The sequence below is a fragment of the Streptomyces paludis genome, from assembly GCF_003344965.1.
GTDB classification, from domain to species: Bacteria; Actinomycetota; Actinomycetes; order Streptomycetales; family Streptomycetaceae; genus Streptomyces; species Streptomyces paludis.
This window is the reverse complement of the sequence record NZ_CP031194.1, coordinates 87,077-108,855: the sequence shown is the minus strand read 5'-3', so window position 1 is coordinate 108,855 and position 21,779 is coordinate 87,077. Positions and strand designations below refer to the sequence as shown.

Annotated in this window: 18 protein-coding genes; 8 read left to right on the top strand and 10 right to left on the bottom strand. The window is 71.8% G+C overall.

Features of this window, described 5'->3' with window-relative positions; genetic code table 11:
* Positions 1 to 43 precede the first annotated feature (43 nt).
* Genes DVK44_RS00440 through DVK44_RS00420 form a run of 5 tightly spaced genes read right to left on the bottom strand, consistent with a single transcriptional unit; the run spans position 44 to position 4,510 of the window.
* Entirely contained in the window at positions 44 to 811 is a 768-nt protein-coding gene (locus tag DVK44_RS00440; RefSeq protein WP_114657606.1) for an amino acid ABC transporter ATP-binding protein, read from the bottom strand.
* Complete coding sequence (locus tag DVK44_RS00435; protein WP_114657604.1) at positions 804 to 1,904, bottom strand: amino acid ABC transporter permease; 1,101 nt, start codon at positions 1,902 to 1,904, stop codon at positions 804 to 806. The genes DVK44_RS00440 and DVK44_RS00435 overlap by 8 nt, the downstream gene beginning before the upstream one ends.
* Positions 1,904 to 2,929 (bottom strand): transporter substrate-binding domain-containing protein, encoded by a 1,026-nt coding sequence (locus DVK44_RS00430; protein WP_114657602.1) that lies wholly within the window; start codon positions 2,927 to 2,929, stop codon positions 1,904 to 1,906. The genes DVK44_RS00435 and DVK44_RS00430 overlap by 1 nt, the downstream gene beginning before the upstream one ends.
* Position 2,930: 1 nt before the next feature.
* A complete protein-coding gene (locus tag DVK44_RS00425; protein WP_228446925.1) occupies positions 2,931 to 3,779 on the bottom strand; it encodes a carbon-nitrogen hydrolase family protein in 849 nt (282 codons plus the stop codon).
* Positions 3,776 to 4,510: an RraA family protein gene (locus DVK44_RS00420; RefSeq protein ID WP_114657600.1), complete on the bottom strand. Its 735-nt coding sequence runs from the start codon at positions 4,508 to 4,510 to the stop codon at positions 3,776 to 3,778. The genes DVK44_RS00425 and DVK44_RS00420 overlap by 4 nt, the downstream gene beginning before the upstream one ends.
* Before the next feature lie 367 nt (positions 4,511 to 4,877).
* On the opposite strand from DVK44_RS00420, the gene DVK44_RS00415 reads away from it, so the two are divergent.
* Complete coding sequence (locus DVK44_RS00415; RefSeq protein ID WP_114657598.1) at positions 4,878 to 5,738, top strand: methylenetetrahydrofolate reductase; 861 nt, start codon at positions 4,878 to 4,880, stop codon at positions 5,736 to 5,738.
* Between the two features lie 7 nt (positions 5,739 to 5,745).
* Here DVK44_RS00415 and DVK44_RS00410 read toward each other — a convergent pair whose 3' ends face one another.
* Positions 5,746 to 6,951 carry a sensor histidine kinase gene (locus DVK44_RS00410; protein ID WP_114657596.1) on the bottom strand — a complete coding sequence of 402 codons (1,206 nt, stop codon included), beginning with the start codon at positions 6,949 to 6,951 and terminating at the stop codon, positions 5,746 to 5,748.
* A gap of 224 nt (positions 6,952 to 7,175) precedes the next feature.
* On the opposite strand from DVK44_RS00410, the gene DVK44_RS00405 reads away from it, so the two are divergent.
* Positions 7,176 to 7,829 carry a TetR/AcrR family transcriptional regulator gene (locus DVK44_RS00405; RefSeq protein WP_114657595.1) on the top strand — a complete coding sequence of 218 codons (654 nt, stop codon included), beginning with the start codon at positions 7,176 to 7,178 and terminating at the stop codon, positions 7,827 to 7,829.
* A 9-nt stretch (positions 7,830 to 7,838) separates the two neighbouring features.
* Here the strand turns inward: DVK44_RS00405 and DVK44_RS00400 are convergent, their stop codons facing one another.
* Positions 7,839 to 8,975: a winged helix DNA-binding domain-containing protein gene (locus DVK44_RS00400; RefSeq protein WP_114657593.1), complete on the bottom strand. Its 1,137-nt coding sequence runs from the start codon at positions 8,973 to 8,975 to the stop codon at positions 7,839 to 7,841.
* Positions 8,972 to 9,544, bottom strand: coding sequence for a DinB family protein (locus DVK44_RS00395; RefSeq protein WP_114657591.1), 573 nt, complete (start codon positions 9,542 to 9,544; stop codon positions 8,972 to 8,974). Before DVK44_RS00395 ends, DVK44_RS00400 begins: the two co-directional genes overlap by 4 nt.
* 159 nt (positions 9,545 to 9,703) lie before the next feature.
* Between DVK44_RS00395 and DVK44_RS00390 the strand changes: the two genes are divergently transcribed.
* The 5 genes from DVK44_RS00390 (at position 9,704) to DVK44_RS00370 (ending at position 17,332) form a co-directional block, all read left to right on the top strand.
* Positions 9,704 to 10,720 carry a helix-turn-helix transcriptional regulator gene (locus tag DVK44_RS00390; protein WP_114657589.1) on the top strand — a complete coding sequence of 339 codons (1,017 nt, stop codon included), beginning with the start codon at positions 9,704 to 9,706 and terminating at the stop codon, positions 10,718 to 10,720.
* A 370-nt stretch (positions 10,721 to 11,090) separates the two neighbouring features.
* Positions 11,091 to 12,632, top strand: a complete 1,542-nt coding sequence (locus tag DVK44_RS00385) for a DUF4331 domain-containing protein (protein WP_114657587.1) — start codon at positions 11,091 to 11,093, stop codon at positions 12,630 to 12,632.
* Positions 12,633 to 12,832: 200 nt separating this feature from the next.
* Positions 12,833 to 14,323 carry a tetratricopeptide repeat protein gene (locus DVK44_RS00380; RefSeq protein WP_114657585.1) on the top strand — a complete coding sequence of 497 codons (1,491 nt, stop codon included), beginning with the start codon at positions 12,833 to 12,835 and terminating at the stop codon, positions 14,321 to 14,323.
* Positions 14,320 to 16,122, top strand: coding sequence for a nickel transporter (locus DVK44_RS00375; protein WP_181957374.1), 1,803 nt, complete (start codon positions 14,320 to 14,322; stop codon positions 16,120 to 16,122). Before DVK44_RS00380 ends, DVK44_RS00375 begins: the two co-directional genes overlap by 4 nt.
* A gap of 97 nt (positions 16,123 to 16,219) precedes the next feature.
* Positions 16,220 to 17,332, top strand: coding sequence for a trypsin-like serine peptidase (locus DVK44_RS00370; RefSeq protein ID WP_114657583.1), 1,113 nt, complete (start codon positions 16,220 to 16,222; stop codon positions 17,330 to 17,332).
* Positions 17,333 to 17,392: 60 nt separating this feature from the next.
* Here the strand turns inward: DVK44_RS00370 and DVK44_RS00365 are convergent, their stop codons facing one another.
* Positions 17,393 to 18,058: a TetR/AcrR family transcriptional regulator gene (locus DVK44_RS00365; RefSeq protein ID WP_114657581.1), complete on the bottom strand. Its 666-nt coding sequence runs from the start codon at positions 18,056 to 18,058 to the stop codon at positions 17,393 to 17,395.
* Between the two features lie 71 nt (positions 18,059 to 18,129).
* Positions 18,130 to 19,545: a nucleobase:cation symporter-2 family protein gene (locus tag DVK44_RS00360; protein ID WP_228446924.1), complete on the bottom strand. Its 1,416-nt coding sequence runs from the start codon at positions 19,543 to 19,545 to the stop codon at positions 18,130 to 18,132.
* 271 nt (positions 19,546 to 19,816) lie between these two features.
* Here DVK44_RS00360 and DVK44_RS00355 point away from each other — a divergent pair, with 271 nt between their 5' ends.
* A complete protein-coding gene (locus tag DVK44_RS00355) occupies positions 19,817 to 21,670 on the top strand; it encodes a DNRLRE domain-containing protein (protein WP_162793601.1) in 1,854 nt (617 codons plus the stop codon).
* Positions 21,671 to 21,779 lie beyond the last annotated feature (109 nt).

Here is a 21,779-nt window from a genome sequence, read left to right as displayed (position 1 = left end):
GTACCGCTCGACGCCCCACCGCGCCGTACCGGCTCCGCTTCGCCTATGTGTCCGGCTGCTGGAGGAACCGTCGCATGAACGCGCTGCGGGTGTTCCCGAACACCGAACCGGTCGGGCCGTCCTCCACGACGAGTCCGTCGTCCATCACCACCACCCGGCTCGCCGCCCGGCGCGCGAACTCCATCTCGTGGGTCACGACGATCATCGTGGCCCCCGCCCCGGCCAGATCGCGCATGACCGAGGTGACCTCCTCGACATTGGCGGGGTCGAGGGCCGAGGTCGGCTCGTCGAAGAGCAGCAGACGCGGCTCCATCGCCAGCGCCCTGGCGATCGACACCCGTTGCTGCTGGCCGCCGGAGAGCTGCCGGGGGTACGAGGCGGCGCGGTCGGCGAGGCCGACCCGGTCCAGCAGCTCCATGCCGAGCCGCTCGGCGTCCGGCCGGGACAGCCCCCGGTTGCGCCGGGGCGCCTCGGTGACATTGCGCAGCACGGTCCAGTTGGGGAACAGATGGAAGTTCTGGAACACCATGCCCATCCGGCGGCGCTGGACCGCGATCCGGCGCTCGGTGAGCCGGCGGGCGCCGCCCCGGTGCCGCTCGAAGCCGATCAGCTCGCCGTCGAGGGTGATCGAGCCGCCGGTCGGCAGCTCCAGACAGTTGACGCACCGCAGCAGGGTGGACTTGCCCGACCCCGACCGGCCGAGTACCGCGACGGTCTCGCCCTCGTCGACGTGCAGGTCCACGCCCTTGAGGACCTCGGTGGCGCCGAAGCTCTTGCGCAGCCCGGTGACCTCCAGCAGCCGGTTACCCATGGTCCCGCTCCTTGCCGTGCGTGTGCTCGTCGTCGGGCGCGCGGTCCGCGGTCCGTTCCGTCTGAGCCACCTGTGCCGTCTGTGCCGCCGTCCGCCGGGCCAGGAGCCGGGCGGCCAGCGCCTGGATCCCGCTCCGCGGCACGCGGACCGCGCCCTTGGCGTAGTGGGCCTCGATGAAGTACTGGACGAAGTTGAGCACCGTCGTCGCGACGAGATACCAGACGCACGCCACGATCAGCAGCGGGATGGTCTGGAAGGTGCTGCTGTAGATCTCCTGCGCGGCGAACAGCAGCTCGGCGCCGCCGATCACACTGACCAGCGCGGTGCCCTTGGTCATCCCGATGATCTGGCTGAACGTCGGCGGCACGATGAACCGCATCGCCTGCGGGAGCTGGATCTTGAAGAACACCGCGCCCGGTGTCATACCCACCGACCGCGCCGCGTCGATCTGCCCCTCGTCCACCGAGAGCAGACCCGCCCGGTAGATCTCCGCCTGGTACGCGGCCTCGTGCAGCCCCAGCCCGACGATCGCCGCGAGGAACGGGGTGATCACCGCGTTGGCGTCCGCCTGGAGAAAGGTGGGGCCGAAGGGCACGCCGAGACCGAGCGTCGGCACCAGCAGGGCGATATTGAACCAGAACACCAGCTGCACCAGTTGCGGAGTGCCCCGGAACACCCAGATATAGCCACCGGCGAAGAGCCGCAGCACCGGATTGTCCGAGACCCGGCAGGCCGCGAGCACCCCGCCGAAGACAATGCCGATCAGCATCGCGATCACCGTCATGTACAGGGTGGTCAGCAGCCCCCGGAGGATCTCCGCGCTGAAGAGGTAGTGCCCGACGACATCCCACTCGAAGTTCGGGTTGCGCACCAGCATCGTCGCGAACTGGGCGGCGAGCACCAGGGCGGCCACCGCCGCGACCCAGGTCCACGGCCGGGGCGGCCGGGCGGCGTCCCGTACATCCACCGGGCCGCTCTCCACACCGCCCTCCACACCACCGCCGTCGACAAGGACGGCGCCGCTGCCGCTGTCGCTCTCGTCCCGTACGGCCGCCGTACCGACCGCCGCCGGTCCGGTCCCGGACGCGGCCATCAGGACACCTGCTTCTTGAGGTTGATGCCCGGCGCGTCCAGCATCTCCCGTTCGAGACCCGCGCCCTTCATGATCCGGGCGTAGTCACCGCTGTCGAAAATCTTCTTGAACGCGCCGAGCACGGGCTCGGCGAGCGGCGATCCCTTGGGGACGATCATCCCCTGGTAGAGGTTGGAGAAGCCGGTGTCGGCCTCGGTGGCGACCACTTCGAGCGCGCCGTCGGAGGTCTTCGCGTAGTGGAACAGCGCGGCGCCCGAGCCGAAGAAGGCGTCGGCGCGCCGGGACTTCACCGCGAGGATCCCGTCGGGCACCCCCTTGACCGCGACGATACGGACGGCCGGGTCGCCGGCCTTCTCGCAGGCCGCGGACTGCTCGGTGAGAATGGCGTACGCGGAGCCCGCGCCGGCCGGTCCCAGGGCGGAGACCGACGTACCGCAGAGCGCGCCGAGCCCGTCGATCTTCTTCGGGTTCCCCTTGGGCACCAGGAACGGGACGATCTCCTGGACCACGTCGACGATGTCGGTGTTGGCGGACTTCCCGGTGTCACCGTACGGGTTGAACCCCGCGTCGTACCGTCCCGAGGCGACGGCGGCGAAGGCGCCCGCGAGGTCGGGCACGGCGACGTACCGCACCTTCACCCCGAGGATCGCGCCCACTTGGTTGACCAGGTCGGCGGCGGCTCCGGTGTAGGTGCCGCCGGACTTCTCCCACCACGGCGGGTTGGTGCCGGGGATCACGACGACCAGTTCGCCGGCCTTCCTGACCTTCTCGGGCAGCGCGTCGTGCAGGGCGGAGTCGGCCGTGGCCGCCGAGTTGGCCGCGTCGCCGGTGGCCGCGCCGCCGCCTCCGGTACGGTCCGACGCGCCGTCCGCCGGCTTCCCGGTGGCGGAGGAGCCGCAGGCGGCGAGAGAGAGCGTCAGCGCGACCGCCGCGACGGCCGCGCGGACTCCGGCGGTACGGACTCCGGCGGTACGGATTCCGGCCGCGCGGACCGCGGTTGTACGGGCTCCGGTGGATTTGCTCATGTCAGTGTTCCCCATTCGGTGTCGAGGTCGCCGAGCCCGCCCGGTCCGCGGGGACCGGTACGGGATTGATGGTGAAGCGCCGCTGCTTCATGAGGGGGGAGAGGGCCCTGGCCCGCGCGACCTCGTCCGAGTCGGCCGTCGCGACGGCCAGCCCCCTTCCGTCGTCGAGCCGGGAGACAAAGGCGCCGGCCGGGTCGATGACCAGGCTGTCGGCGACACGGTGGGGGCCGGCCGCGCCCGCCCCCACCAGATAGCAGGTGTTCTCGATCGCGCGGGCCCGGCAGAGGGTCTCCCAGTGGACCCGCTTCAGCGGCCCGTCGAACCACGCGGCGGGCAGCGCCAGCAACTGCGCGCCCCGCTCCGCCAGCAGCCTGGCCAGCTCCGGGAACCGTACGTCGTAGCAGGTCATGAGGCCGACCGTGAGACCACCGACGGTGAAGGTCACGGCGGGCTGCTGCCCCGGGGCGATCGAGTCCGACTCCCGGATGCCGTACGCGTCGTACAGGTGCAGCTTCCGGTACGTGGCGACGACCTCGCCGCCGCGCGCCGCCACCAGGGTGTTGAAGGCCCGGCCGTCGTCCGAGGGGACCAGGGTGCCCACGACGACCGTCATCGGATGCGGCGCGGCGTGCGCCAGCAGTCCGGCGACGAAGGGGCCGTCCAGCGGCTGGGCCGCGGTGACGGCGCGCGCGCCGTCGGGCAGCCGGGCGATCGACGCCTCGGGGAAGACGAGCAGTTCCACGCCCTCGGCCGCGGCCCGGTCGACCAGCTCACGGCAGCGCGCGAGGTTGGTGCGCCAGTCCTCGACCGGCGCGAACTGCGCGGCGGCGACCCGGATGCGGTACGTCATCGGCCGGCCCGGGCGGTGGTGGCGGCGGCGGTGGTTCCGGCAGTGGTTCCGGCCCCGGCGGCGGGTCCGGGCGCGGGCGCGAAGCGGGCGGCGCCGCTCAGCTCGGCCAGCGGCACTCCGTCGCGTATCCGCGCGAGCCAGTCCGCCTCGGCGAACCGCTCCTGGAATTCCCGCAGTCGGCGGGCGGTGGCGGCGGCGTGTCGTCCCTCGACGACCGCGACGCCGTCCTCGTCGCCGAAGACCAGATCGCCCGGGAGGACGACGGTGCCACCGACACACACCGGCACGTTCACGGCGCCCTCCAGCCCGAGGATCCGTGTGGTCAGCGCGGTCACTCCGCGCGAGTACACCGGGAACCCCAGCGCGTCGATCTCGTCCACGTCGTTGGTCGAGCCGTCGCACACGGCGCCGACGGCGCCCCGGGCCGCCGCGACGGCAGCGAGTGTGCCGCCGAAGGAGGACCGCAGCTCGTCGCCGCTCTGGTCGATCACCACGACATCGCCGGGGCGCACCCGCTCCATGGCCAGATGTACGGCGGTCGAGTCGAGATGCGGGATCCGGACGGTGAGCGCCGGTCCGGCGAACCGCCGGGCGGTGGTCACCGCCCGTAGCCCGCGCGGGAATCCGAAGTCGGTCAGATGGCCGAGAGCCGAGACCTGAAGGCCGTCGAACGACCGGGCCAGCTCCGGGCCGGGCCGCTGGAAATCAGGGCCGATGGTGATCTGAGACATGAGTGGTGGCGCCCCGTTCGGTACGTGGCCGATATGCGATGGCTACACGATGGGGCCGGACAGATTCGGGAGCAATAGAAATTGACACTGAACAAAAACAGCACCTGAGCGAGAGCTGAACGGACAGGAAAACCCCACGTCAAGGGCGTGTTTCAGATAACGCACCGGGCCGGTCCCCGTTACCCGGGCGATACGGGGGCCGGTACGGACGGGCGCGGCGGGACGGCGAATTCACGTCAGGCCGCCCGGGCCGGGGTGCGCGGAACCCCACCGCGTATCTTCGTTCCCGGGTGGCACTCCGTGCCCCAGGGAGAACACGGCAAGGAACCCGGAACAAGCACCCCCAGGACGAGGAGCAACGCGCACGATGGATCCCCTCTCCACGGCCGCCGCCCCGGCCGTCGTCCCGCTGCTGGCGGACTTCTCCCTGGAGATGACGGGCAAGGACGCCCCCGCGCTCGAAGAGGCCCGCGCACTCATTCCGGCCGGTACCCGGATCAACGTCACCTTCCTCGGCAACGAGGACCCGGCGCAGCGGCTGGCCGCCACCCGGGCCGCGCGCCGGTTCGGGTACGTCCCCGTACCGCATCTGTCGGCCCGCCGGCTGCGCTCACAGGCGGAGCTGGTGGAGCTGCTCGCCGCACTGCGCTCCGACGGCACGGCCGACAACGTCTTCGTCGTCGCCGGCGACCCCACCACGCCCCACGGCCCGTACGACGACTCCCTCGCGCTGATCCGGTCCGGGCTCCTGCGGACGTACGGCGTGCGGCACGTCGGCATCTGCGGCTACCCCGAGGGGCATCCCGCCATCGCCGGTCCGGTGCTCTGGTCGGCGCTGGCGGAGAAGACGGCGGCCCTCGCGGAGCAGGGGCTGTCCGGCGATGTCATCACCCAGTTCGGCTTCGCCGCGGGCCCGGTCCTGACCTGGGTCGAGGCCCTGCGCGCCCGGGGCATCGAGGCACCGGTGCGTGTCGGGGTGCCCGGTCCCGCCGGCGCCAAGCGGCTGATGGCGTACGCCACGCGCTTCGGCGTCGGCACGAGCACCTCCATCGTGAGGAAGTACGGATTCTCGCTGACCAACCTGATGGGCACGGCCGGCCCCGACCGCTTTCTCCACGACCTGGCGAGCGGGTACGACCCGCGGCGCCACGGCGTTCTGAAGCTGCACTTCTACACCTTCGGCGGACTCGGGGCCACCGCGCGGTGGATCGCCGACTTCCGCGCGTGATCCCCGCTCAGGAGCCCCCTGCTTCACCCTCCTCCTGACGGCGCCGCAGCGGCAGTGTGCAGATCACCTCGAAACCGCCGCCCGGGCGGGGGCCGGCGTACAGGGTCCCACCGGCGGACTGCGCGCGCTCCCGCATACCGATGAGACCGAAGCCGCGCCCCGGGGCGGGCGTGGCCGGAGCGCCGGTGCCGTCGTTGGTGACCGTCAGTGTCAGCCGGTCGGAGCGGTAGACGAGACGCACGTCCGCGGAGCGGGTGACGGAGTGTTTGGTGACATTGGTCAGCGCCTCCTGCGCGATCCGGTACGCGTTCAGGTCCACACCGCCGGGCAGGGGCCGGGGACCGCCCTCGACGGTGGTACGGACGGAGAGCCCCGCGGCGGTGAACGCCGCGACCAGATCGTCGAGTTGCCCAAGTCCCGGCGCGGGCCCCAGCGGTGCGTCCGCCTCGTTGTCCTGGCGCAGCAGCCCGACGGTGGCCTTCATCTCGACCAGCGCCGACGAGGTGGTCTCCGCCAGGCTTTCGAGCATGCCGCGTACCTGCTCGGGACGGGTCGCCAGGAGGTGTACGGCCGTACCGGCCTGGGCGTTGGCCAGGGCCAGGTGGTGGGCGACGACATCGTGCAGTTCCCGGGCGATACGCATCCGCTCCTGGGCGACCCGGTGGCGGGCCTCCTCCTCGCGGGTCTGCTCGGCGTGCTCGGCGCGGGCCCGCAGCGCCGCGAGATAGGCCCGGCGCAGCTGGACGGCGCTGCCCAGGACCGCGGGCAGGAACACCCAGGCGACGGGGTTGAGGGTCGTGAGCAGCAGATTGTGACTGAGCGGGTCGGCGAACAGGGCCGTGACGATCAGCAGCGCGAGCGTCACCACGGCGTAGATCCGGGTGGTCCTGCGGTCGGTGCGCAGCCCGAGCGAGAACAGCGCCACGATGAGCGGAGCCTGCGACAGCGGAGTGAGGAGATATCCCACCGCGCCCTCGCACACGGCGCTGAGCGCGGTCACCACCACGACCGTACGGGGATGGGTGCGGCGGCCCAGCAGCGCGGTGGCGGAGACGGCGGAGAGCAGCACCGCGAGCCAGACGGGCAGGTGCCTCCCGAAGGCGGATCCCGTGAGCGCACTGCCACCGACGGCGACGGCGAACAGCACCAGGACCATCGTGATGTCCACACCCCGCGGATGTGCCGCCAGGTGGCGCTGCCAGGGGGTGCTCATCGCGCTCTCTTTCCGTCCACCTCTCCGTCCACCGTGACGGGGCGACGGCAGTCAATACTGACAAGCCGACAACTTAACGACATCCTGCGTCTGCCGGTACTTTCCCCTGCTGAAAACGCACGAGCCGCCCCGGCTCCGTCCTCCTGAAGGATGACGGGAGTGATAGGCTCTCACTGGAGCGATAGTATATTTCTGACGCGGAGACGGACGGAAGACGGCAGGCCATGGCGGATACGGGCACGGGCACGGAGACCCCTCGCGAGCGCTACCGCGCCCAGGTGCGCGGGGAGATCAAGGAACGCGCGTGGGAGCAGATCGCCACGGCGGGGGCGTCCGCGCTCTCCCTCAACGCGATCGCCAAGCGGATGGGCATGAGCGGGCCCGCGCTCTACCGCTACTTCGCGGGCCGCGACGAGCTGATCACCGAGCTGATCAGGGACGCCTACCGAAGCCTCGCGGACACCTTCCGGGCGGCCGCCGGGGCCGGCGCCGACGCGACCGCGCTCGCGCACGCCCTGCGCGGCTGGGCGCTGGCGGACCCCCACCGCTACTTCCTCGTCTACGGCACCCCCGTCCCCGGCTACCACGCGCCCGACGACATCACCGCGATCGCCGCCGAGATCATGGCGACGCTGCTGGACGCCTGCGCGGCGCTCGGCGCGGACCGGCCCGCGTCCCCCTTCGACACCCATCTCCAGGACCACCGGCAGTGGGCGGACGGGAGCCCCGCGCCCACCCCGGCCGTCCACCGGGCCCTGACCTTCTGGACCCGGCTGCACGGCGTCCTGTCCCTCGAACTCGCGGGCCACTTCAACGGGATGGGCTTCGACCCCGGGCTGCTCTTCGACGCCGAGGTGGCGGACCTCCTCGCCGGATGAACGCGCCGCTCACCCGGCGAACGCCTCGACGCGTACGTGATCGCTCCCGCCGTCGGAGAGGAACGACGCCAACCGCCCTCCCTCTTCGGCGACTTCGGTACGGTCGGCGGGGGAGAGCCGGCGCAGCGGGGTGACGAGCACGGCGCCGTCCCGGACGGTCCAGGTCGCGGCCGTCCGGCCGTCGACGAGGACGACGCGCGCGCCGGTCACCGACAGGCCCCGATGGACGTCGTCGATGATCCGCCCGCGGTCCTGGTAACCGAGGATCGCGTTGTCGAACGCCGGCAGGAACCGTACCGGAGCGGGCGTGTCCGGGTCGGGGAGCGGCGCGCCGGGGAGGTCCAGCAGCCGCCGGCCCCGCTCGTCGCGGAAGGCGACCAGTTCCTCGCGTACGGCGGCCACCGCGGCCGGCAGCCCGGCGAGACCGCACCAGGCGCGCAGATCGGCCGTGGAGGCGGGCCCGTACGCGGCGAGATAGCGCCGGACCAGCGCCTGGCCCACCGGGTCGGAGCCGTCGGGGGAGAGCGGGTCGATCTCGCGGCCCAGCCAGGACGAGAGCATGACATTGCGTACGCCCGCCCGGGTCCGCCAGAGCCCGCGCGGCGGCAGCTGCGCCATCGGCACGAGGGCGGCGACCAGCATCTCCCCCAGCGCCCGCGCCCCGGGACCCGGTGCCGCTTCCGACACGGGGCCGGCCCCCGGGCCCTCACCGAGCGCCCGCGTCAGCTCGGCCATCGTGCGGGGCTCGCCGTCGGCCATGACCGCCCGGCCCGCCGCGGCGAGCGCGTCGAGGTCCGTCCCGGCCAGCTCGCCGCCGTACACACCGAGCACCCGCTGCCGCAGCATCGCGTCATGGCGCGCCCGCCATGCCAGGGCGTCCTCGGCGGTGACGAGGTGGACGGTGCGGCGCATGAGATGCGTCCGCACCACCCGCCGTCCGACGAGGAGGCCGGAGAGCGACTCCGGGTCGAACGCCCGCAGCCGCGACCAGAGCCCGACGAACGGCTCCTGCGGTTCCTGCGCCTGGAGGCCGCCCAGTCGCGCGACGGCGTCGAGGACCGGCAGCCCGGCGCGATCGAGCAGCGACTGCCGGGCGAGCGTGGCGCGGTTGAGCGCCCGGGTGGAGAGCACGGCCGGCCGGCTCACGTCGCCTTCCGGCCGTCGAGGGTCTCGCGCAGGATATCCGCGTGCCCGGCGTGCTGGGCGGTCTCGGCGATGACATGGATCAGCACCCGGCGCACACTGTGCTCCGCGCCCGGCGCGTTCCAGGGCGCCTCCGGCAGCGGATGCGTCAGCGACAGGTCCGGTACGGAGGCGATGATCTCCTCGCTCCGGGCGGCGACCCGCTCGTACCGCGCGAGGATCCCGGCGAGCGTCTCGCCGGGCCGCATCCGGAAGTCGGCCTCGCGCTCGATCGCCCACCGAGGGAACTCACGCGCGGTCCCGGCCATGAAGTCGGCCCAGGTGACGCCCTCGGGCAGGTCGAAGCGCATCGCCGACGGACCGTCGAGCACGAAGCGCAGCCAGGACTCCTCGACGGACGCGACATGCTTGATCAGCCCGCCCAGACAGAGCGCGCTGACGGTGGGCCGCTCGCCGGCCCGCCCGTCGTCGAGTCCGCTCACGGTGGCGGTCAGGGCGGCGCGCGCGGTCGCCAGCTCGTTGAGCAGGTCGGCCCGCTCGGCGTCGGCGGGGGAGGCGGGGGTGGTGGTCATGGTGATCGGTCCTTTCGGTGGACGGCGGACGGTGGGTCCGGTCGTACGGGCGTGGGTCGTACGGGCCCGGGTCGTACCGGCCCGGGTTTCTCCGGTACGGCCCACAGTCGCAGCGGTAGCGGCCAGGATGTGTCCGCTACTCGGCGCGACAATGGAGCCATGCCGAAGACCTCAGCACGACTGCTCGCCCTGCTCTCGCTGCTCCAGGCACGCAGGGACTGGCCCGGCGCGCTCCTGGCGGAGCGGCTGGAGATCAGCCCGCGCACCGTGCGCCGCGATGTCGACCGGCTGCGGGAGCTGGGCTATCCCATCGTGGCCTTCAAAGGGCCCGACGGCGGGTACCGGCTCGACGCCGGCGCCGATCTGCCGCCGCTGCTGTTCGACGACGAGCAGGCCGTCGCCCTGGCCGTCGCACTCCAGGCCGCCACCACCAGCGGCGCCGGTATCGAGGAAGCCGCGGCGCGCGCCCTGACCACCGTCCGGCAGGTCATGCCCGCCCGGCTGCGCCACCGTATCGACACCTTCCGCGTCACCACCGTGGACGGACCCGCCGAGGGCACGCGACCGCGCGCCGACAGCGGTGTGCTCATGGCACTCGGTGCCGCCGTACACGCCCGCGAGACGCTGCGCTTCGACTACGCCTCCGTCTCCGCGCCGGGCGCGGACGACGATCCGGCGCGGTCCCGGGCGCGCCGGACGCAGCCCCACCATCTCGTCACCCGGGGCGGGCGCTGGTACCTCGTCGCTTGGGACCTCGACCGGGAGGACTGGCGGATCTTCCGCGCCGACCGCATCACCCCGCGCGTTCCCACCGGCCCCCGGTTCACCCCGCGCGCGCTGCCCGGCGGGGATGTCGCCGCCTTCGTGAACAGCAGATTCCGGGGCTTCGACGGCTTCGACGGGTCCGGTGGCGCGGACGGCTCCGGCGGCTGGCCCTGCCGCGGCGAGGTGATCCTCCATCTGCCCGCCGCCGTCGTCTCGCGCTACGCGCGCGACGGACTGGTCGAGCAGCTCGGCCCGGACCGCTGCCGGCTCGTCCTCGGCTCGTGGTCATGGGCCGGTCTGGCCGCCGCCATCGGCCGGTTCGACGCCGATATCGAGGTCGTCGGACCGGCCGAACTCAGGAACGCCTTCGCACACTTGGCGCGCCGTTACGCCGACGCCGCGTCCGGGTGACCGTACCCCGGCCGGGCCGGCCGTCACCCCGTCGTATCTCTTGTGCGCCGGGTCCGCCGTCGAGGGCGATCGGCGGGCCCGCGCGGCAAGAATTTCATCTTCGGCGAAGAACAGCCGCGCGAGGAAACCATCCCACCCGCCCGAACCAGTGTTTTCGCAGGTCAGAGCCGGTGTGATCGGTCGATTCCGGCCCGCGCCGGACGCGTCCGTCTCGTCACTGTCCGACGGTATTTGTGCGACGTGCGCGGCCCCACCGGCGGAGTGATCCACGCAGCTTCTCGCGATCAACGCCGAACAAGACGGCCTCCGCGTACGTATGGGACGGGCAAGCAAGCAGGACGTGCGCGATGACGGACGAAGGACGGGCGAGATGACCACAGACACCAGAAACGAGCGGGCATGGCGAGCACGGAAGAGCATCGCGATGCTCGCGTGCGGCGCGCTGGCCGCGGGAGGGCTCACATCCGTCGGCGTGGCGGCGCTCGCGCCGGGCACGGCGAACGCCTCCAGCCACCGTGAGGCGCCCCTGATCTCCGGGCAGCCGCAGCTCGACAACACGGACGTGTACGCGTTCGTCAGCCCCGACAGCCCCAACACCACCACAATCATCGCGAACTGGCTGCCCTTCCAGGAGCCGGCCGGGGGCCCGAACTTCTTCCCGTTCGCCAAGGACGCGCGCTACGACATTCACATCGACAACGACGGTGACGCCAAGGACGACCTGATCTACCGGTACACCTTCAACGACCACCGGAAGAACGAACACACCTTCCTGTACAACACCGGTGTGGTGAAGAGCCTCTACGACGAGACCCTCAACTTCACCCAGACGTACAACATCGAGCTGATCCAGCTGAAGAACGGCAAGGAGGTCTCGACGTACCAGCTGGCGAAGAACGTGCCGGTCGCCCCCTCGAACGTCGGCAAGGCGTCCATGCCGCACTACCAGACCCTGCGCGACCAGGCGATCAAGCGCCTCAACGGCGGGATCAAGACCTTCGCCGGCCAGGCCGACGACTCGTTCTTCCTCGATCTGCGCGTCTTCGACCTGCTGTACGGCGCCGACCTCTCGGAGGTCGGGAACGACACGCTCAAGGGCTACAACGTCAACACGATCGCCCTTCAGGTGCCGACCTCCCAGATCCGCCAGTCGAAGAAGCAGCCGATCGTCGGCATCTACTCGACCACCTCCCGCCAGAACGCCTACGGCGAGTGGACCCAGGTGTCGCGCCTCGGCATGCCGCTGGTCAACGAGGTCGTCAACCCGCTCAAGGACAAGGACAAGTTCAACGCGTCCTCGCCCGAGAACGACGCGGACTTCCTGAAGAACGTCACCGAGCCCGAGCTGCCCAAGCTCATCGAGGCCATCTACAAGATCAAGGCCCCGGCCGAGCCGCGCAACGACCTCGTGTCGGTGTTCCTGACCGGTGTCAAGGACCTCAACCAGCCCCCGAACGTGACCCCTTCGGAGATGCTGCGTCTCAACACCTCCATCAAGCCGGCCAAGGACCCCAAGCGGCTCGGTGTGCTCGAAGGTGACAACGCGGGCTTCCCGAACGGACGCCGGCTCACCGACGACGTCGTCGACATCGCCCTCCAGGTCGTCGAGGGCGCGCTCCTCGGCGAGAAGGTCGACCTGAGCGACGGTGTGGACGCCAACGACAAGAGCTTCGAGAAGAAGTTCCCGTACGTGGCCCTGCCCCACTCCGGCTCCGACCCGCGCAGTGGTGGCGCCGAGACCAAGTCGTCCGGCCTCACCGGCTCCATGACCTCGTTCGCCGCGTCGTGGAACAACGACACCCTGATGATGGTCTCGGCGGCCTCCGGTGCCGCGGTGGCGCTGCTGGTCGGCGGCGGCATGGTCTGGCTGCGCTCGCGCCGCCGGGCCGGCAGCGGTTCCTGGATGAACTGACCCCGTCCGTCAGGCGATACGGCGAGACGGTGGTACGGCGGTACCCCCGCACTCCGCCGGCCCGGCAGCGTTGTCCGTCCCCCCTCACGACGCTGCCGGGCCGCCCCCCTGACAACCATCCGGAACACACCGGCACGTACCGGAAGCACACCGGAACGTGCCGAGAGCACACCGAGTACACACCGAGGAAGGCGAGACTGATGCTCGTACGGAAGCCGCGGCTCGCCCGCCGGAGTGAGGGCGAGCCGGCGGCGGAGCCAGAGCGGGAGCCGCGGCCCCAGCCGCGTCCCCGCCGGCGCGTCGCGGCGGTCGTGGCACTGGCCCTCGGGCTCACCGCCACCTCGGTGGTCATCGGCGCGGGCGGCGGAGCGGACAGCTCCACGACGGCGTCCTCCACGCCCCTGGTGACGGGCGGCGCCCCCGTCGACCAGCTCGGCACCGGGAACCTCGCGCAAGGCATCGAAAGCCTCCAGAAACACCTCAAGACACGGCCCAAGGACGCCACCGGGTGGGCGACCCTGGGCGCCGCCTACGTCGAGCAGGCCCGCACCAGCGGCGACCCGACCCGCTATCCGCAGGCAGAGAAGGCGTTCACCCGCTCGCTCGCGCTGCGCCCCGCCGCCGAGAACGACATCGCGCTCGCCGGCCGGGCCGCGCTGGCCGCCGCCCGCCACGACTTCCCGACCGCGCTGCGCGCCTCGGACCGGGCGCTGCGCGTCAACCCGTACAGCGAACGCGCGCTCTCCACCCGCGTCGACGCGCTCGTCGAACTCGGCCGCTACGAGGAGGCGGAGCGCGCGGTGCGCCTCGCCGACCAGCGCCGCCCCGGCATCCCCGTCTTCACCCGGTACGCGTACGTGGCGGAGCTGCGCGGCGATGTCGCGGGCGCGCGCCGGGTGCTGCTGCGCGCCGCGGACTCCGCGTACAGCACCGCCGATGTGGCGTACGTCGCCACCGCGCTCGGCCAACTGGCCTGGAGCCAGGGGCAGTACGCCAGGGCGCTCGGCCACTACAAGACCGCGCTGCGCGCCGACCCGGACTATCTGCCGGCGCTGGAGGGCCGCGGCCGTACCTACGCCGCGCAGGGCGGCGACCAGCGCGCGCTGCGCGATCTGGACGAGGTCGTACGGCGCTTCCCGCTGCCGGGCCAGCTCGCCGCGCTCGGTGAACTGCGCGAGGTCAACGGGGAGAAGGAGAAGGCGGCGGAGAACTACGATCTCGTCGCCACCTGGACCAGGCTGGCCCGTGCCAACGGCGTCGCCACCGACCTGGAGTCCGCCCTCATCGAGGCCGACCACGGCGACGCGGCCGAGGCGCTGAAGGCGGCGCGCGCCGAGTGGTCCCGGCGCGAGAGCGTGCACACGGCGGACGCGCTCGGCTGGGCGCTGTACGCGAGCGGCAAGCACCGCGAGGCGCTGACCTACGCGAAGAAGGCGACGGCCGCGTCGCCCGGCTACCGCAACGCGTCGTTCCTCTTCCACCGGGGCATGATCGAGCACGCCCTCGGCGACGAACGGGCCGCGCGCCGCGATCTGCGCGCCGCGCTCGCCCTGAACCCGGGCTTCTCGCCCACCGGCGCGCGCGACGCCCGGGCCGCGCTGGCCGAACTGTCCGGCGACACCAAGGCAGGCAAGGCCGGCAAGAACACCAACGCCGCCGAAGACACCGACGAGCCCCGGGAGGGATCGTGACCCGCCGCCGTACCGCCGCCTCCGCGTTCGCCGTGCTGGTGGCGGGGACCGCGCTGGCGCTGCTGCCCGCCCAGGCGGCGCAGGCACACCCGCTCGGGAACTTCAGTGTCAACCAGTACGACGGTCTCGTGGTCGCGCCCGGCGAGCTGCGCGTCGACCATGTGGAGGACCTGGCCGAGATCCCGGCGGCCCAGGAGCGCAAGCGCATCGACACCGACGGGGACGACAAGCTCTCGGCGGCCGAACTGTCGGCCTGGGCCGGCGCGCGCTGTGCCACGGCGGCGAAGGACGCCCGGCTCACCGTGGACGGAGGCGCCGCCATCGCCGTCGCCACCGGCGAGGCGAAGGCCGAAGTCCGGCCGGGCCAGGCCGGGTTGGACACGCTCCGGGTGACCTGCGAGCTGACGGCGGTGCTGCCGGAGGCGGAGCGGCTGCGGCTCTCGTACCGCCCGGCGAGTGTCGGGGCGGCCGAGGGGTGGCGGGAGATCACCGCCCGCGGTGACCTGATGACGGTCGACGGGTCGGACGTGCCCGAGGAGACCACCTCGCGGCGGCTGACCGCCTACCCCGACGATCTGCTCTCCTCTCCGCCCGCCGTCCGGTCGGCCGCCTTCGAGGCCCGGACCGGTGGTCCGGCGCTGACCACGGGGGAGAACGACCGGAGCGGCTCGCCGGTGGCGGGCGTACTGCCGCGGGGCGCGGACCGCTGGGCGCAGGCCCTGACCGGGCTGGTGGCCCGGCACGAACTGACCTTCGGCTTCGCGGCCCTCGCGCTCGGCGCGTCCGTCCTGCTCGGCGCGATGCACGCGCTGGCCCCCGGACACGGCAAGACCATGATGGCCGCCGCCGCCACGGCAGGAGGCCGCAACTCCCTGCGGGACGTACTGGCCCTCGGCGCCTCGGTGACGATGACGCACACGATGGGTGTCTTCGCCCTCGGCGCCCTGATCACGGCGGGTTCGGCGGCGGCGCCCACGGTGGTGTCCTGGCTGGGCATCGCGAGCGGCGCGCTGGTCATGATCGCGGGTGCGCTGCTGCTGCGGCGGGCCTGGCGGCGGCGCCACCTCCCGCACGGGCACAGCCACGGGCATGGCCACGACCACGGGCACGGGCACGATCACGGCCATGGTCACAGCCACGGGCACGACCACGCTGACGGTCACGATGCCGCCCACGAGGAGCAGCGGGACAAGGAGCGCGTGCCGGTGCTCGCGACCGCCCACGAGCACGGCAAGGAGCATGGAGGCGAGCACGCACACGGGCATGCGCACGAGCACGAGCACGCCGAGGGCTCCGTGGCCACCCTGACGGAGGCCGGCCCCCGGCACGAGTCCGCGCGGGAACACACCCACCACACCCACGGTCACACCAAGGCCCATGACGACGGTCACGGTCACGGACACGACCAGGGTCACGGCCACGGGCACGACCACGGGCACGGTCACTCCCACATCCCGCCCGCGCCCGGTCTGCGCGGCATCATCCTGCTCGGCTTCGCCGGCGGTCTCGTCCCCAGCCCCTCCGCCGTCGTCGTCCTGGTCGGCGCGGCGGCCCTCGGCCAGGCGTGGTTCGGCTTCCTGCTGGTCGTGGCGTACGGGGTCGGACTGGCGCTGACCCTCGCGGGCGCCGGCTTCGCCGTGGTACGGCTGCGCGACACCACGACCCGCAGGCTCGCCGCCAGGCCGCGCGGCCGGCTCGTGACGCTGGCCCAGCGGCTGGCCCCGCTCAGCACGGCGGCCGTGGTCCTCTTCCTCGGCTGCGGACTGCTGCTGCGGGGACTGGTCACCGCCGTGGGCTGACGCGGGGAAACGCGCCGGCACATTGAAACGAAACGGGCCGATCCCCGTACTAGCTCCTGAAGTTCGCGGCCCGAAGACCGACCGGAGGAACCGATCCATGCGCTCCAGGCAACGCCCCCGTCCGGTGAGGGCGCTGGCCTGCGTGCTCGCCCTGCTGTCGCTGTGCGTCTCCGCCTGCGCGGGGCCCGGCGATGTCACCGAGGCCGGTGCCGCCGGTCCGGGCGCGGCGCGGAGCTGGCAGGAGGGCGGCTGGCGGGACTGGGATCCCTCGCAGTGGGTCCGGGAGGCCGCCGACTTCATCAACCCGGTGATCGACGGGCTCTGGAAGCCCGACCGGATGCGCCGGGGCGTCAGCCAGGACCAGCCGGTGACCGATGACATCGGGGAGGAGGGCGTGTCCGACCCCGAGCCGTCCCCGGTCTTCGCGGAACCGGTGGCCGCGCCGTACAGCGACACCGCGCCGACGGTCGGCAAGCTCTTCTTCGACACCCCCGACGGGCCCTCGGTGTGCTCGGCGACCGTGGTGGCGGACCCGGCCAACCCCGGTGCCTCGAACCTCGTCTGGACGGCGGGCCACTGCGTGCACTCCGGCGCGAGCGGCGGCTGGCTGCGCAACATCGTCTTCGTGCCCTCCTACAACGACCAGGCCCTGGCGAACACGGCCTTCCGCGGCCAGGCCGGGAACAACGACAATGTCGCGCCCTTCGGCATCTGGTGGGCCGACTGGGCGCAGACGTCGCCGCAGTGGATCGAGCGGGGCGGCCCGAGGGGCGGCAAGGGCGCGCCGTTCGACTTCGCCGTACTGCACGTCAAGCCGCCGTCCGGGACCGACGCGAATCTCTCGCTGGAGGAGGCCGTCGGTGGCGCCGCGGGGGTCAGGTTCGACGCGCCCGCGGCCAACGGCATTTCCTCGATGGGTATTTGGGGCTATCCGGCGGAGACGCCCTTCGACGGTGAGCGCATGTTCACCTGCCAGGGCAACCCGGGCCGGCTCTCCATCAGGGCGGACGAGCCCTCGCTCTACCGGATCGGCTGCACCATGACCGGCGGCGCCTCGGGCGGCGGCTGGTTCGTCCAGGACGCGAACGGCCTGCCCGTACTGGTCAGCAACACGTCCATCGGCCCGAGCGCCAAGACCTGGCTCGCCGGTCCGCGGCTCGGCTCGGTGGCGAAGGAGATCTACACGGCGATGAGTGAGAAGTTCGCCTGACACCACGGGCCGGTGCCGGTGCCGGCACCGGTGGTGGTGTGTACGGAGGGGACGGCGCGGTCAGCCGCGGAGGGCCGGCAGGATGACCGCGTCGATGTAGTCGCGGAGGAAGTCGCGGTCGGCCGTCCGCCGCTCGATCAGCGGATGCGCGATGACCGCGCCGATCAGCAGGTGCGGCACATACGCCAACGCGGGCTTGTCCGCGGCGAATTCACCCCGCTCGACGGCCCGCGCCAGCAGGGTGCTCAGCCCGCTCAGCTCCGGGTCGATGAACAGGTCCCGCAGCGCCCGGGAGAGATCGGGCGCCTCGTACGCGGCCTGGAGCAGCCCCCGCATCAGCGCGGCGTCCCGCTCCATCCGTCCGTCGCCCAGCCGTCCCACCATGGCGTGGAAGTCGCCGCGCAGCGAGCCGGTGTCGATGTCGACGACCGTGACGGGTGTGCCGTGCCGCAGCGCCTTGACGACCAGGTCCGGTTTGGTGCCCCACTGCCGGTAGAGGGTGGCCTTGCTGGAGTGGGTACGGGCGGCCACGGCGTCCATGGTGAGGGCCGCGTAGCCGACCTCCCGCAGCAGGTCGAGCACCGCCTCGTACAGCTCGGCCTCGCGCTCCGGGGTGAGCCGGCTGCGCCGTGTCCGCGGTGGGGCCGGGGCCGCCGGCGGGGCCGGAACGGCCGGAGCGTCAGGTGCGGGAGCGTCCGATGTCGCGCTCCGGATCGCGGCTGCCATCGTCGGCCTCCCTGCTCCGGCCCTGGTGCGGGCGTACTGGTTCCTCACCCAGAACCGTAACTCAGTAACGCTCAATGGGAAACCGTATCGGCGGTGACGGGTGCTACGGCCGACGGCTTCCTCTCCGGTGTCTCCTCCGGTGTCCCGGGCCCGTCGTCGCCGTCGCGCCGGCCGGTGTGATGGAAGAGGAGATTCAGCAGGAAGGCGGTGAGGGTCGCGCTCGTGATCGCGCTGCCCGCGATGATCTGGAACCAGGAGGGGAAGGCGTGGTAGATCGTCGGGGCGGCGACGGGGAGCATGCCGACACCGATCGAGACCGCGACGATCAGCAGGTTGTCGGTGCCTTCGAAGCGCACCTTGCGCAGGGTGTTGACACCGACGGCGGTGACGGTGGCGAACATGACCAGACCCGCGCCGCCGATCACGGGCCCGGGCAGGGACGCGACGATCTCGCCGAGCTTCGGGACCAGCCCGAGCAGCACCAGTACCCCACCGGCCACGGCGGCGACGTACCGGCTGCGTATGCCGGTGATCCCGACCAGTCCCACGTTCTGCGCGAAGACGGTGTCCGGGAAGCTGTTCATGACACCGCCGAGGATGCCGGACATCCCGTCGGCGGCCAGCCCCCGGGCCAGATCGCCCGAGGTGAGCGGCCGGCCGGTCATCTCGCCGACGGCGAGCATGTCGGCGGTGGACTCGGTGAAGATCACCAGCATCACGATGCACATCGAGATCACGGCGGCGGCGGGGAACTCCGGGGCGCCGAAGTGGAACGGCGAGGTCACCCCGAACCAGTCGGCGTGGCCCACCGAGGAGAAGTCGGTGAGCCCCATCGGTATCGCCACCAGCGTCCCGCCGACCAGACCGAGCAGCACACCGAGCTGGGCGACGAGCCCCCGGGTGAAGCGGCTTATCAGCACGATCAGCAGGACGATCCCGCCGGCCAGGGCGAGATGGCTCGGGGTCGCGTAGTCCCTGGCGGCCGGGTCGGGGCCGGCGATGAGACCGGCGGCGACCCCGATCAGCGACAGCCCGATGACGGTGATCACCGTGCCGCTCACCAGCGGCGGGAAGAACCGTACGGCGCGGGCGAACGGCACCGCGACCAGCAGCCCGAAGACCCCGGCGGCGATCATGGAGCCGTACACGGCGGGCAGCCCGTACTCGCCGGCTATGAGGATCATCGGGGTCACGGACGCGAACGTGGCCCCGGCGACCACCGGCAGCCGGACGCCGAGGACGCGCCCGACACCGAGCGCCTGGAGCAGTGTGATCAGCCCGGCCACCAGCAGATCGGCGTTGATCAGCAGCCCGATGGTGGCGGTGTCGAGGCCGACCGCGGCGCCGAAGACCAGGGGCACGGTGACACAGCCGGTGTACATCACCAGCACATGCTGGATGCCGAGCAGCCCCAGCCGGGCGGGCGGCAGCAGCTGGTCGACGGGGTGGCGGTCGGGCGCGGCGGGCTGTGCGGGGGCCTGTGACACGGGATGCCTCCAGGTGGGGGGAGGGGGAGGAGCGGTCCGTACAGCGGGGCCATTCAACTTTCTGTTGAAACTGTTTCCCGCGTGTTGCGGCCGCCGTACGGCGCGGTTGCGCTCGGCCCGGGCCCCTTCTCGATCGGGCGTCGCCGAGAAGAAGAAAATTTCTCTTTTCCCGCCCCAACAGGATGTGTAAAGCTACCCCGTTGTCATTTTTGATCATGTTTTAAAGCGGAAGAGGTGGAATCGTTTGTTCCGGTACAACCCACGGCATCCGATGAAGAGATCCCTGAGGGGATCCCTGGCAGCGGCGGGCGGCGGTGTGGCGCTTCTCGCGTCCCTGCTCGTGCCCGTCACGGCCCAGGCCCAGGAGGCCGAGTCCGGGTCCGGTACGGCGGCGACGTCGTCGGCGGTGTCGTCGGCGGTGTCGACCGCCGCCGCGCTGGCGGCCACCCCCACGGTGTCCCCCATGGCGCAGACCGGGCCGCGCAACATCATCAAGCGGCTCCAGGACACGTACATCACCAACGCCAACAACGCCGATCACTCGCAGGGACACCTCCTGCACGTCGGCACGCCCGACAACGGAGTGACGAAGTACCGCAGTTTCATGCGCTTCGACGTGTCCAAGCTGCGCGGCGCCCCGATCACCAAGGCCACACTCCGCGTCTACAACTCCTTCGTCTCGGACTGCGACGCGAAGGCGTGGATGGGCGTGTACCCGGTGACCCAGCCGTGGGACCAGTCCACGGTCAACTGGGCCAATCAGCCGACGGTCGGCGCGGGCAAGGGGACCTGGTTCGGTCTCGGTCATCCCAACTGCCCCGACGTGCCGAACAAGACCAACCCGGCCGCGTCCAACGGTATCCACCGTATCGACGTCACCGACTGGGTGCGGTCATGGGCCAATGACAGCTCGTTCCCGAACTACGGCATCCGCTTCTCGGCGCAGGAGGATGTCAGCAGCGGGTACAAGGACTTCTGCTCGATGAACTCGCTGTCGACGGACTACGCGTGCCATGCCGCGTACAACACACCGACACTGGAGGTGGAGTTCAACTCGGGCTCCACACCGATCATCTCGGGCAACGCGTACGGCGAGTCCTACCCGGGCGGCTATCCGGGGGCGCACGCGGCGCTGGAGTTCCTCGACTCCGCCAGCCCGCAGGTGTGGCCCAGCTCGGGCCCGTACCAGCGGTGGCTGCCCGACGCGTACCACTCGGTCTTCGACACCACACTGAAGGGCGCGGCCTGGGAGGGCGGTGTCTCGCACAAGCTGCGACCGGGCGGCACCTACGGCGGGACGGTGCTGGTCGCGGCCGACCGGGCCAGCCAGTTCGTCGGTGTGATCCCCTATCCGGCGCTCGCCGGCTACCGCTGGGCGGTCAACACGGGCTTCGGAGGCATCCACGGGGCCGAGATGTTCCCGGACGGCACCGTCGCCGTCGCCACCGCGGACCATGTCTTCGGCGGGGGCATCGCGGGCGGTATCGCCCTCTACTCCAAGTCCCAGGGCACCCCGAACAACTGGAGCGCCACACCGCTCCAGACGACCTCCCTCGAAGGCGCGCACGAGGTCCTCTACGACCCGGACACCAACTCGCTGTGGGCCATCGGCACCGACGTCCTGGTGCGGTACGACTACCTCAACGGCAGGCTCAAGTGGGGGGACTCCTGGAGCCTGCCCAAGCAGTCGGCCACCGGCAGGGCGTACGGCCATGACATCACCCCGGTGCACGGTGACACCGACCGTTTCTGGATCGGCGCCAACGGCGGCATCGTCCAGTTCTCCAAGAGCGGTCGCGCCACCTGCTACACCGGCTCCGGCGGCGCCTGGCCGCTGCCGCAGTACGTGGCCGGCGCGGAGAAGCACTGGTGCACGGACTACGCCAACCGGACGCAGATCACCCAGCGCACCCTGATCAAGGGCATCAGCAACGACCCGGCCACCGGCCGGGTGATGTCCACCTGCTCCCAGGGCTGCCCGGAGACCCAGACCCGGCCGAACACCAGGAACTGGGAGACGGCGCGGATCCGGCTGATCTCGCCCGCGGGTGCGGAGTCGTTCGGCCAGTACTCCGTCGAGGACCGGCGCTACAAGACCAACTGGGCCGTTCCCGCCTACCGTTGAGCACGAGCCCGGCCGGGCGGACGATGCCCGGCCGGGTGACGGCGTCCGGCCGGGTCACGGCTGTACGTGCGCCACGAGGGCGTCCGGTCGGCCCGGGTGCCCGTGGACG

Excerpts from the sequence above, each read along its gene's own strand:
- DVK44_RS00395 (WP_114657591.1), bottom strand. The coding sequence starts at position 9,544 with ATGACCACCACCCCCGCCTCCCCCGCCGACGCCGAGCGGGCCGACCTG.
- DVK44_RS00405 (WP_114657595.1), top strand. The coding sequence starts at position 7,176 with ATGGCGGATACGGGCACGGGCACGGAGACCCCTCGCGAGCGCTACCGC.
- DVK44_RS00380 (WP_114657585.1), top strand. The coding sequence starts at position 12,833 with ATGCTCGTACGGAAGCCGCGGCTCGCCCGCCGGAGTGAGGGCGAGCCG.
- DVK44_RS00365 (WP_114657581.1), bottom strand. The coding sequence starts at position 18,058 with ATGGCAGCCGCGATCCGGAGCGCGACATCGGACGCTCCCGCACCTGAC.
- DVK44_RS00430 (WP_114657602.1), bottom strand. The coding sequence starts at position 2,929 with ATGAGCAAATCCACCGGAGCCCGTACAACCGCGGTCCGCGCGGCCGGA.
- DVK44_RS00425 (WP_228446925.1), bottom strand. The coding sequence starts at position 3,779 with ATGACGTACCGCATCCGGGTCGCCGCCGCGCAGTTCGCGCCGGTCGAG.
- DVK44_RS00370 (WP_114657583.1), top strand. The coding sequence starts at position 16,220 with ATGCGCTCCAGGCAACGCCCCCGTCCGGTGAGGGCGCTGGCCTGCGTG.
- DVK44_RS00415 (WP_114657598.1), top strand. The coding sequence starts at position 4,878 with ATGGATCCCCTCTCCACGGCCGCCGCCCCGGCCGTCGTCCCGCTGCTG.
- DVK44_RS00355 (WP_162793601.1), top strand. The coding sequence starts at position 19,817 with ATGAAGAGATCCCTGAGGGGATCCCTGGCAGCGGCGGGCGGCGGTGTG.
- DVK44_RS00410 (WP_114657596.1), bottom strand. The coding sequence starts at position 6,951 with ATGAGCACCCCCTGGCAGCGCCACCTGGCGGCACATCCGCGGGGTGTG.
- DVK44_RS00435 (WP_114657604.1), bottom strand. The coding sequence starts at position 1,904 with ATGGCCGCGTCCGGGACCGGACCGGCGGCGGTCGGTACGGCGGCCGTA.
- DVK44_RS00420 (WP_114657600.1), bottom strand. The coding sequence starts at position 4,510 with ATGTCTCAGATCACCATCGGCCCTGATTTCCAGCGGCCCGGCCCGGAG.
- DVK44_RS00440 (WP_114657606.1), bottom strand. The coding sequence starts at position 811 with ATGGGTAACCGGCTGCTGGAGGTCACCGGGCTGCGCAAGAGCTTCGGC.
- DVK44_RS00390 (WP_114657589.1), top strand. The coding sequence starts at position 9,704 with ATGCCGAAGACCTCAGCACGACTGCTCGCCCTGCTCTCGCTGCTCCAG.
- DVK44_RS00385 (WP_114657587.1), top strand. The coding sequence starts at position 11,091 with ATGACCACAGACACCAGAAACGAGCGGGCATGGCGAGCACGGAAGAGC.